The sequence below is a fragment of the Pseudomonas sp. 1 R 17 genome, from assembly GCF_900067035.1.
Classification (GTDB): domain Bacteria; phylum Pseudomonadota; class Gammaproteobacteria; order Pseudomonadales; family Pseudomonadaceae; genus Aquipseudomonas; species Aquipseudomonas marginalis.
Map to the genome: position 1 here is coordinate 1 of NZ_FKLB01000064.1, position 6,790 is coordinate 6,790.

5 protein-coding genes are annotated in these 6,790 nt (G+C 61.9%); 4 read left to right on the plus strand and 1 reads right to left on the minus strand.

All coding sequences use genetic code 11. From position 1 onward, the window contains the following. Window positions 1-10: 10 nt before the first annotated feature. Window positions 11-1,174, plus strand: a complete 1,164-nt coding sequence (locus BFP99_RS26695) for a ribonucleotide-diphosphate reductase subunit beta (RefSeq protein ID WP_176719699.1) — start codon at window positions 11-13, stop codon at window positions 1,172-1,174. A gap of 53 nt (window positions 1,175-1,227) precedes the next feature. Beyond that, entirely contained in the window at window positions 1,228-1,719 is a 492-nt protein-coding gene (locus BFP99_RS26700) for a DUF1289 domain-containing protein (protein WP_065948623.1), read from the plus strand. A 134-nt stretch (window positions 1,720-1,853) separates the two neighbouring features. Here the strand turns inward: BFP99_RS26700 and mdeB are convergent, their stop codons facing one another. Continuing rightward, a complete protein-coding gene (mdeB, locus tag BFP99_RS26705) occupies window positions 1,854-4,532 on the minus strand; it encodes an alpha-ketoglutarate dehydrogenase (RefSeq protein ID WP_065927822.1) in 2,679 nt (892 codons plus the stop codon). A 191-nt stretch (window positions 4,533-4,723) separates the two neighbouring features. On the opposite strand from mdeB, the gene BFP99_RS26710 reads away from it, so the two are divergent. Together BFP99_RS26710 and pcsA are read left to right on the plus strand one after the other, a co-directional pair. Beyond that, window positions 4,724-5,650 (plus strand): class I SAM-dependent methyltransferase, encoded by a 927-nt coding sequence (locus BFP99_RS26710; protein WP_065948624.1) that lies wholly within the window; start codon window positions 4,724-4,726, stop codon window positions 5,648-5,650. A gap of 148 nt (window positions 5,651-5,798) precedes the next feature. Beyond that, entirely contained in the window at window positions 5,799-6,515 is a 717-nt protein-coding gene (gene pcsA, locus BFP99_RS26715; protein ID WP_065948625.1) for a phosphatidylcholine synthase, read from the plus strand. The last annotated feature ends 275 nt before the right edge of the window (window positions 6,516-6,790 follow it).

Sequence of the window (6,790 nt, forward strand, 5' to 3'; positions counted from 1 at the left end):
CGAAGCCAACATGGACCGCCTCGACGGTGCCGGTGCCGCTGCCGCCATCGAAGCACGCGCCGTCACCGCCAGTGACTCCGCCGCCATCGTGCGCGCCAAGGCCGCCTTGGACAAACTCGACGTCGCCGAAGGCCTCGCCGAACTCGAAGGCGCCTCCGCCCGCGTCGCCGTTGACGAAAAGCGCATGATCAACTGCCGCGCCGACCTCAACCAACTCGTGCCCTTCAAGTACGACTGGGCCTGGCAGAAGTACCTCGACGGCTGCGCCAACCACTGGATGCCGCAAGAGGTCAACATGACCGCCGACATCGCCCTGTGGAAAAACCCCGAAGGCCTGACCGACGACGAACGCCGCATCGTCATGCGCAACCTCGGCTTCTTCTCCACCGCCGACTCCCTGGTCGCCAATAACCTGGTCCTGGCCGTGTACCGCCTGATCACCAACCCGGAGTGCCGCCAGTACATCCTGCGCCAGGCCTTCGAAGAAGCGATCCACACCCACGCCTACCAGTACTGCATCGAATCGTTGGCCATGGATGAAGGCGAGATCTTCAACATGTACCACGAGATTCCATCGGTGGCTAAGAAGGCAGCCTGGGGCCTGAAATACACCCGCTCCATCTCCGATCCGAAGTTCGAAACCGGCACCGTCGAGACTGATAAAGAGCTGCTGCGCAACCTGGTCGCCTACTACTGCGTCCTGGAAGGCATCTTCTTCTATTGCGGCTTCACCCAGATCCTGTCCATGGGCCGCCGCAACAAAATGACCGGCGTGGCCGAGCAGTTCCAGTACATCCTGCGCGACGAGTCGATGCACCTGAACTTCGGTATCGACGTGATCAACCAGATCAAAATCGAAAACCCACACCTGTGGGATGCCGAGATGAAGGAAGAAGCGACCCAGATGATCCTGCAGGGGACTCAGCTGGAGATTGAATATGCGCGGGATACCATGCCGCGCGGGGTGCTCGGTATGAACGCCGCGATGATGGAAGACTATTTGAAGTTCATCGCTAACCGTCGCCTGTCGCAAATTGGGTTGAAGGAAGAGTATCCGGGGACGACTAACCCGTTCCCGTGGATGAGTGAAATCATGGATTTGAAGAAAGAGAAAAACTTCTTCGAAACCCGTGTGATCGAGTATCAGACCGGCGGTGCGCTGAGCTGGGATTGATTAAAAAACGGCCCCTTTCTGGGGCCGTGTTGTTTCACTTGTCGATATTTTTTATGCCCAATCAAACCATCAAGACCCCCTGCGTCGGCCTGTGCTCCACCGTTTACGGGGACCTGGTCTGCCGAGGCTGCAAGCGTTATCACCATGAAGTGATCCAGTGGAATGGCTACAACGCCGAGGAAAAGCAGGCGGTATGGCTGCGCCTTGAGCAGTTGCTGGTGCAGGTGATGGCCAGCAAGCTGGAAGTGTTCGACCCGCAGCGCCTGCGCCAGCAACTGGAAGACCGCAAGATTCGCTTTATGCCGCACCAGTCGCCGTATTGCTGGGCGTACCAGCTGATTGCCCGGGGCGCGCGGGTGATTTCCAGGCTGGACGCCTATGGGTTGGCGTTGTTGCCGGAGTTTCGCGAACGCAGCCTGGCGGATTTGCGCGATGCCATTGACCGGGAGTTTTTCCTGCTGTCCGAGGCGCATTACGAGCGGTATATCGCCCCGGGGTTTATACGCGAAGTGTTCGGTCAGCCCCTCATCGCCAGCAGCATGTGACCGTCGTAGCAGCTGCCGAGCGCCAGCGAGGCTGCGTCAGGCGCGCTGCCGATTCAAGCTCGAGTCTCGGCCTACGCAGCCTCGCCGGGGCTCGACAGCTACGGATTTACGCGGTGTTGTATCTACGGGGGGAATCAGCAGGTCCAGGAAGCTGCGCGATCCACCTGCAAGCCATACCGCTCAATCGCCTGCTGGCACACCTGCCGCTCAAGACTGCCCTGCTCCACCAACGCGGTAAGCGCCGCCAGCACGATGTGATGCCGATCCACCTCAAAGAAATCCCGCAGCGCCGCCCGTGTATCACTGCGACCGAACCCGTCGGTGCCGAGCACGGTGTAGCTGGAGTCCAGATAGGACGCAATCATCTGCGGTACTGCGCGTACGTAGTCGGACACGGCAACCACTGGCGCACCTGCCGGCAAGCAGTCATTCAGGTGACTGACGCGCTTGCCGGCCTGCGGATGCAGGCGGTTCCAGCGTTCCACTTCCCGCGCCTCCCGTGCCAGTTCGCTGAAACTGGTGACGCTGTACACCTCGCTCGCCACGTGCCAATCCTCAGCCAGTAACCGCGCGGCGGCCTGGGCTTCACGCAGCAAGGTGCCCGAACCGAGCAGGCGTACCCGGGCGTCGGCGGCGCCTTCCAGGCGATACAGGCCCTTGATGACCGCCGCCTCCACGCCTGCGGGCAGGCTTGGCTGCGGGTAGTTTTCGTTCATCAGGGTCACGTAGTAGAACTCGTCCACATCCTGTTCCAGCATCTGGCGCATGCCGTGGTCGAGGATCACCGCAAATTCCCCGGCAAACGCCGGATCGTAGGCGCGGCAGTTGGGCACGGTGGCGGCGGTGAGGTGGCTGCTGCCGTCCTGGTGCTGCAAGCCCTCACCGCCGAGTGTGGTCCGCCCGGCCGTGGCACCGAGCAGGAAGCCACGGGCGCGCTGGTCGGCGGCGGCCCAGATCAGGTCGCCGACGCGCTGGAAGCCGAACATCGAGTAATAGATGTAGAACGGCAGCATGCGCAGGCCATGCACCGAGTAACTGGTGGCCGCCGCGACCCAGGAACTGATGGCACTGGCCTCGCTGATGCCTTCTTCAAGAATCTGCCCGTCGGTGGCTTCGCGGTAGCTGAGGATCGAGCCGATGTCTTCCGGCTCATAACGCTGGCCGACACTGGAATAGATGCCGATCTGCTTGAACAGGTTGGCCATGCCGAAAGTGCGCGCCTCATCCGCCACGATGGGCACGATGCGCGGCCCGAGCGCCTTGTCCTTGAGCAGGTTGGTCAGCATGCGCACGAAGGCCATGGTGGTGGACATTTCCTTGCCGTCGGCCGCCGTGGCGAAACCGGCGTAACCGCTCACGGGCGGGACGTTCACCGGTGCCGCGGCCTGGCTACGGCTGGGCACATAACCGCCCAAGGCCGTGCGCCGCTGATGCAGGTAGCGCAACTCGAGGCTGTCATCCGTGGGTTTGAAGAAGCTCAGCGACTCGGCCTGTTCATCGCTCAGCGGCAACTGGAAACGGTTGCGGAAAGCGAGCAGCGCGTCGCGATCGAGCTTTTTCTGCTGGTGAGTGGTCATCTTGCCCTGCCCGGCCTCGCCCATGCCGAAGCCTTTTTTGGTCTGGGCCAGGATCACCGTGGGCTTGCCCTTGACCCGGCGCGCGGCATGATAGGCGGCGTGGATCTTGACCATGTCGTGGCCGCCACGCTTGAGGCGGTCGATCTGCTCATCGCTCATGCCCTTGACCAAGCTGGCCAGCGCCGCGCTCTGGCCGAAGAAGTGTTCGCGGTTGTAGGCCCCGTCCTTGGCAGCGAAGGTCTGGAATTGGCCGTCCACGGTGTTCGACAACGTGTTGACCAGGGAACCGTCGGCGTCCTTGGCGAGCAAGGCGTCCCAGTCCGACCCCCAGACCAGCTTGATCACGTTCCAGCCCGCCCCCGCGAACAATGCCTCCAGCTCGTCGATAATCCGCCCGTTGCCACGCACCGGGCCGTCGAGGCGTTGCAGGTTGCAGTTGACCACCCAGGTCAGGTTGTCGAGGCCTTCGCGCGCGGCCAGGGTCAGGGCCGACATGCTTTCCGGCTCGTCCATCTCGCCGTCGCCGAAGACACCCCACACGTGACGCTCGGCGGTGTCCTGCAGGCCGCGATGCTGCAGATAGCGCATGAAGCGCGCCTGGAAAATCGAACTGATGGGGCCAATGCCCATGGAACCGGTGGGGAACTGCCAGAAGTCAGGCATCAACCACGGGTGCGGGTAACTGCACAGCCCACTCGCCCCGGCCTTGGCGCCACCGAGTTCCTGGCGATAGTGGGCCAGGTCGTCCTCGCTCAAGCGCCCTTCAAGGAAGGCGCGCGCATAAATGCCGGGGGCCGAATGCGGCTGGTAGAACACCAGGTCGCCGCCAAAGTCGTGATTGCGGGCGCGGAAAAAGTGATTGAAGCCCACCTCGAACAAATCCGCCGCACTGGCGTAACTGGCAATGTGGCCACCGAGCTCGCCATAGGCCTGGTTGGCCCGCACCACCATGGCCAGGGCGTTCCAGCGTACCAGTGAGGCCAGGCGCTCTTCGGTGGCCAGGTCGCCGGGAAACGCCGGTTGCTGCTCGACGCTGATGCTATTGATGTAGGGCGTACCGTGGCGGGGTTTCCAGTCGATGTGCGGAGCGCTGGCATCGCGGGCCAGCAGATCGAGGATCTGGCGTGCGCGCTCAGGGCCGGCATTGGCTACCAGCGACGCCAGCGCGTCGCGCCATTCGTCTAGCTCTGGTTGATCCAGGGCTGTGTGATTCACTGCACTCGCGAAACCGTTCATGGGCACCTCCGGGCTTTTTTTCCAGTTTATGTCGGCGCTTGAGGATTTTTTGCCTGTTATCAGGCGCGGTTTACAGAATTTTGAGCATGAATCACTGCCCATGGGCTTTTTCCCAGCACGTTGTGCTCAAACAACCCGAAACCTCACCAGTGTGTTTAAAATGCCGCCCGCTCAATGACCGACGCTCAACGATGAACCCAGACGCACTCGCTACCCTGCACGCCCACCTGCTCACCGCCCTGGCCAGCCCGCCGGCTGAAACCCGGCGCCTGTTCCATGGCCGTGGCCGCTGCTGGCCGGGCCTGGAGCAATTGACCGTGGACTGGCTGCAAGGCATGGTGCTGGTCGCGCTGTTCAAAGAGCCCGAAGCGCCCCATCTGGAGGGGTTGAAACAGCTGTTGATCGACTTCGACTGGGCCCAATCCGGCGCCCACAGCGTGGCGCTGCAACACCGCTACCTGCCGCAAAGCACCACGGAATGGCTGGTGGGCGCAGCCATCGACGAGCTGACCATCACCGAAGGCGGCCTGCGTTACCTGATCGACCTGGGCAAAAAGCAGAACAGCGGGCTGTTCCTCGACATGCGCTACGGCCGCAACTGGGTGCGCGAACAGGCCAAGGGCCAGCGCGTGCTCAACCTGTTTGCCTACACCTGCGGCTTCTCGGTCGCGGCCATCGAGGGCGGCGCCAGCCACGTGGTGAACCTGGACATGGCCCGTGGCGCCCTGAGCCGCGGCCGCGATAACCACCGCCTGAACGGTCATGACCTGAGCAAGGTCACCTTCCTCGGCCACGACCTGTTCAAATCCTGGGCCAAGGTCACCCACAGCGGCCCCTACGACCTGGTGATCATCGACCCACCGTCCTTCCAGAAAGGCAGCTTCCTGCTGACCAAGGACTACCAGCGCGTACTGCGTCGCCTGCCGGATTTGCTCACGGCCCAGGGCACTGTCCTGGCGTGCATGAACGACCCGGCCTTCGGCGAAGACTTCCTGATCGACGGCGTCACCCGCGAAGCACCGGGCCTGCGCTTTATTGAACGGCTGCAAAACCCGCCGGAATTTCCGGATATCGACGCGCAAAGCGGACTGAAGGCACTGGTGTTTCGCCAAGGCTGATGCCGAAACGTCCTACGCTTGCTACGCTATGTGATGCGCCGGGCGGTGAACCTTATGACCCCCTTCCCGGTCGATACCTGCATTCCCCGGCCAGACTCGACAGCGTCACGTTGTCGGCTGCCCCGTTTCACCTTTTGGAGAACCGCCCGTGATATCGACCCTGCATGTAGCCAGAATCAAAGCCTGGGGCGCCCACGGCTTTACCGCCACCGGTGTGGTATTGGCCTTCCTGGCCACCCTGGCGCTGCTGGAAAACTCACCCAAGGCCTGCCTGCTCTGGCTGGGCCTGGCCCTGGTGGTAGACGGCGTCGATGGTTCCCTGGCGCGACGGGTGAATGTCAGCACGGTATTGCCCAGCTTTGACGGCTCGGTACTGGACCTGGTGATCGATTACCTCACCTATGTGTTTATTCCGGCACTGTTTATCTACCGCTATATCGACCTGCCGGACTTTACCCACCTGTTCACCGTGTCGGTGATCCTGGTGTCATCGCTGTTCTGCTTCTGCAACGTGAACATGAAGAGCAAAGACAACTACTTCGTCGGCTTCCCCGCCGCCTGGAACGTGGTGGCCTTGTGCGTATACATCATCCAGCCGGACGCCTGGGTCACCTTGCTGACCGTGATCGGCCTGGCCCTGCTGACCGTGACGCCGATGAAGTTCCTGCACCCGTTCCGGGTCAAGCGCTTCATGCCGATCAATATCGCAGTGACCACCATCTGGTTGCTCTGCAGCTTTTTGATGGTGGTGGATTATCCCAACACCAATCCGTGGACGTTTGGGTTGTGGTCGGTGATGTCAGCGTATTTCCTCGGGATTTGTGTGTGGCGCACGGCGCTGGAGTGGATGGGGAATCACAAATAGCCAACTGACAGACCGTGGGCAAAATGTGGGAGGGGGCTTGCTCCCGATGGCGGCCTGACAGCCGACCAGGATGTTGGCGTGGAATGAGTACATATCCGTTGCTGCGGTAACGGCCGCCTATGGTTACGCCCTTACGGCGTGTCACTTTTGGAAAAGCGCCAAAAGTAACCAAAAACGCTTCGCCCCACCACTCGGTACCTCGCCTAGGCTCGGTATGCCCGAACGAAGGCTTGAATCCGTGGGCCGCCGTCATGGGCCATCCTTGGCCCAGGACG

Bases quoted from the DNA above. Each gene is read 5' to 3' on its own strand.
- BFP99_RS26695 (WP_176719699.1), top strand. From the start codon at position 11: ATGGACCGCCTCGACGGTGCCGGTGCCGCTGCCGCCATCGAAGCACGC.
- mdeB (WP_065927822.1), bottom strand. From the start codon at position 4,532: ATGAACGGTTTCGCGAGTGCAGTGAATCACACAGCCCTGGATCAACCA.
- BFP99_RS26710 (WP_065948624.1), top strand. From the start codon at position 4,724: ATGAACCCAGACGCACTCGCTACCCTGCACGCCCACCTGCTCACCGCC.
- BFP99_RS26700 (WP_065948623.1), top strand. From the start codon at position 1,228: ATGCCCAATCAAACCATCAAGACCCCCTGCGTCGGCCTGTGCTCCACC.